This is a genomic window from uncultured Caballeronia sp., assembly GCF_964243625.1.
Classification (GTDB): Bacteria; Pseudomonadota; Gammaproteobacteria; order Burkholderiales; family Burkholderiaceae; genus Caballeronia.
In genome coordinates, this window is sequence record NZ_CAXTGZ010000551.1 from 1 (window position 1) to 4,017 (window position 4,017).

Below are 4,017 nucleotides of genomic sequence, written 5' to 3' on the forward strand. Positions count from 1 at the left end.
GCTGGCCGTGCGCGACCTGATGGATGTGCGCTTCGTACCATTGCTGCCCGATCTGGCGCGCGCGACGGAGGAGGCGGCGGATGATCCGGCGTATGGTTAGGTATTTTGCGCGCAAAGAAACGCGTCGTCCCGGAAAAAGCGCAGCTTTTATCCGGGATTTATGCCGCCGTGCCTTCCACGGCATAAATCCCGACTCTTCGCTGCGCTTCGGCCGGGATGACGTTCGATTGTGCATTTTGCTATTGGCGGGCTGTTTATCGCTCACCGCCTGCGCCGACGATGAATTGCTCGGTTACGCGGTGCACCGACTCTATGTTCGTGGCTAAATGTTTGTCACCGATCGCCGCGCGAAAGCGCTCGGCAGTCAGTGTCGGCCGGCCGAGATACCCGCGGGCAAGCCCTGCTCCGCCCAGATAAAGCTCGCCGATGGCGCCTTCGGGCAGCGGATTGAACGCTGCATCGAGGACGTGCAGTTGCAGGTTGTCGATCGCGTGGCCGATTGGCACGGAGGCCGCGTCCCCATCTTCTGCGCTGCAGGTCCAGTGCGAGACATCGATGGCGGCTTCAGTCGGCCCGTACAGGTTGTACAAACGCGCGTTCGGCAGCAACTGGGCAGCACGCGTGACGAGCTCAGGCGCGAGCGCCTCGCCACTCGCCACGATTCGCTGCAGGCTCGTGCAGCGTGCCGCAACGTTGAAGTCGTCGATATAAGCGATGAACGCGGCGAGCATCGAGGGAACGAAGTGCAGCGTGGTCACGCCGCGCGCTTCGATTGCAGCGACGAGCCGCGCCGGGTCGCGATGATCGCCGGGGGCGGCAATTGCCAGCTTCGCGCCCACGGAGAGCGGCCAGACGAATTCCCACACCGACACGTCGAAGCCGAACGGCGTCTTGTGCAGCACGACATCGCGCTCGGTCAGTGCGTAAGCACGCTGCATCCACGCGATCCGGTTCGACAACGCGCCGTGCGTATTGCCCGCCCCCTTTGGCCTGCCTGTTGAACCCGATGTATAGATCAGGTAGGCAAGCTGTTGCGCTTCTACGCCGATGTGTAAGCCGTGCGCCGTATCGTCTTGCATCAGTTCGGCGACCGTGAAAACGCGCGCAGTGTCCGCTTCGATACGCTCACGTAGATGGGCTTGCGTCAGAACGACTGCGGGCTTTGCGTCGTCGAGCAGGTACGCGATACGCTCAGGGGGGTAGTCCGGGTCGATGGGCAGGTACGCCGCGCCTGCCTTCAACACGCCCATGAGCGCGATCACCATGTCGAACGATCGATCCACGCACAACGCTACCGCCGTATCCGGTTTGACGCCCTTTGCCACCAGCGCTGCGGCAACGCGATCCGCTAGCGCATCGAGTTCACCATAACGCATCTGGCGCAGTTCGCCGTTTGCATCGGCGAATTCAAGCGCAATGGCATCAGGCGACGCTTTAGCCGCACGTTCGAATTGGCGATGCAACGGCAGTTGTTGTTGCGCCGGCCAAGTGCGTGAAGTCGCGTTGCATTGCGCGATCCTGACGATATCTTCGGGGCTTGCAATCGAGATCGTGCCGAGCAACACGTGCGGGTTGATAACAAGTGCTTCCAGACATGCAGCGAACGCGCGATGCAGCATCGTCACGCGCTTTTCATCGATCCGCGCCGCGTCGTAACCGTAGTCGATCGTCATCGACTCGCCGGCTTCAATCACGAGCGTCACCGCAAAATCTGTCGCTTCGATATTGCGCAAGTCGCGCATCTTGAGCGCGCGTTCATCGCGGCCGGCCCAGGCTTCATCGACGGGATAGTTTTCGAAAACGACCAGCGTGTCGAAGAGCGCACCGCCGCCCTGACGCGCCCATTGCTGGATATCTGCAAGCGGCGTGTGGGCGTGCTCTGCGGCAGCCGCGTTATCGCTTTGCAACTCGCGCAACCACGTCGCGGCCTCGCGATGCGGTGACGGCGCCGTGATTACAGGCAGCGTGTTGATGAAAAGACCAAGCACGCTATCGACATCGGGCAAGGCATCCGGCCGACCCGCGACCGTCGCGCCGAACGCAACCGATGACTGATGTGTGACCCGCTGCAATGCAAGAGCCCATGCGCCCTGCACCAGCGTGTTGAGCGTGACATGAAGCCGGCGTGCAGTTTCCGTGACGCGGCTCATGGTGTTCGCGTCGAACGTTGCTCGCCACGTGCGGTTGCCCGTCTGCGTAGCCACATTGCGTTTCGCGACGAGCACCGGTTCGTCGAGACGGGCAAGACGTTCGAGCCAGAACGCCTTTTCCACGCCTTCATCTTTCTCGGCCAGCCACGCAATGAAATCACGATAGCGCGACTTCGCCCGCACCGAGAAGGGCTGCGCCTGCGGCGGGTCGATGTAATCGCGCAGGATATCGGCGAAGAGACGCGCGGTGCTCCAGCCATCGAGCAACAAATGATGGCGGGTCCAGACGAGCTTCCACTCGTCGTCCGCGATCTGGATGAGCGTCACGCGCATCAGTGGCGGCGTAATCAGATCGAAACCACGTGCCCGATCCGCCGCAAGCCATGATTTGAGCGTGTTATCGCCATGATCGCGCCAGTCGAGCAGGTCAACAGACATGCGCGCTTGGCGGTGCACGATCTGCATCGGCTTGGCTTCGTCGGGCGTGAAACTCGTGCGCAAAATGTCATGACGTGGCACTGCTGCTTCGAATGCGGCGCGAAGGCGTTGTACATCCGGCGCATGCAACGTTGCAACCAGTTGATTGACGTAGGTCGCCTGCTCCGGCGCGAGCAGCGAGTGGAACAGAATTCCTTGCTGCATCGGTGAGAGCGGATAGATGTCATCGACCGAGCGAAGATCGTGCGGTACGCGGTCGAGCGCGGCCTGGTTCAAACCCGCCTTGAGCGCCAGCGGGTAGTCGCCCGGGGTCGCTCCGCCACCCTGGAGCTTCAGACGATCCGCGCACGCTGCCACGATCTGTGCGAGGATCGTTTCGAAGCGCTGCGCCAACGCTTCAATCGTCGTGCGATCGAATTGCGTCGCGGCATAGACCCACTGCAATTTGAGCGTGCGGGCACCGTTTGTATCGATATATGCGTGAATCGCAAGCGCGTTGCCAAGCGGTCCCGCCGGGTCGCGTTCGCAGCCGGCGCCTCCAAGATGCGGCACGAGCAACGCATCGCGAGGAGCGTCGAACTGACCAAGATAGTTGAACGTCACGCGCGGGCGCGGTACCGCTGCAAGCGCGTTGCGTGTCGCGTCATCGGCGTAGTGACGCAGGACGCCGAAGCCGAGACCCTTGTGCGGCACTGCGCGCAACGTGTCTTTGGCCTGCGTCAGCGTTCCCAGAGGCAACGCGTCGATGTCCAGCGCTACCGGATAGTGACTCGTCAGCCAGCCAAGTGTGCGGCTTGCGTCGATATCATCGAACAACGCCTCGCGGCCATGACCTTCGAGTTCGATACGGCACGATGAATGTCCGGTTTGCTCGCCGATCGCATGGGCCAGCGCAGCGGCCAGCAGCTCGACTGTCTGCGTCCGGTATGCAGCATTTGCTTCGTTCAACGCTGCGCGCGTGAGGTCGGCGGCCAGCGTCTGTTCGAAAACAACGGCGTCGGCATTCGTCGCCAATGCTTGTGGATGGTCGAGCGGCATATCCTCGTGCGAGCTGGCAAGTGCGCACCAGTACGACGTTTCCTGCGCGAACGGGGATGTGGGTTCACGTGCGGCACGTGCGAGACGTGCGGCCCAGTCCTGAGCTCGCGTACCAGCGGGCGACAACTGTATGGCGCGACGATCGATTGCGGCGCGATAAGCTGCGTCCAGATCATCGAGCAGGATACGCCAGGACACACCATCGACTATCAGGTGATGGATCGCCAGATAGAGCTGCGTGCTGCCATCCGGAAGCGCCGCGGCCAACGCGCAGACAAGCGGTCCGTTCGTGATGTCGAGCGTGCATTGCAATGCGTCGAACTGCGCGAGCGCGTCAGCCTGATCATTGGCAGTGGTCGCTGCAAGCGGCAATGTATCGAAGGGCTTCGGT

General features: G+C 62.1%; 1 protein-coding gene. It reads right to left on the minus strand.

Annotated elements, in window-relative coordinates:
* Positions 1-254: 254 nt before the first annotated feature.
* A partial coding sequence (locus ACFFAR_RS26790) for an amino acid adenylation domain-containing protein (RefSeq protein ID WP_375508780.1) occupies positions 255-4,017 on the minus strand: 3,763 nt, incomplete at its 5' end.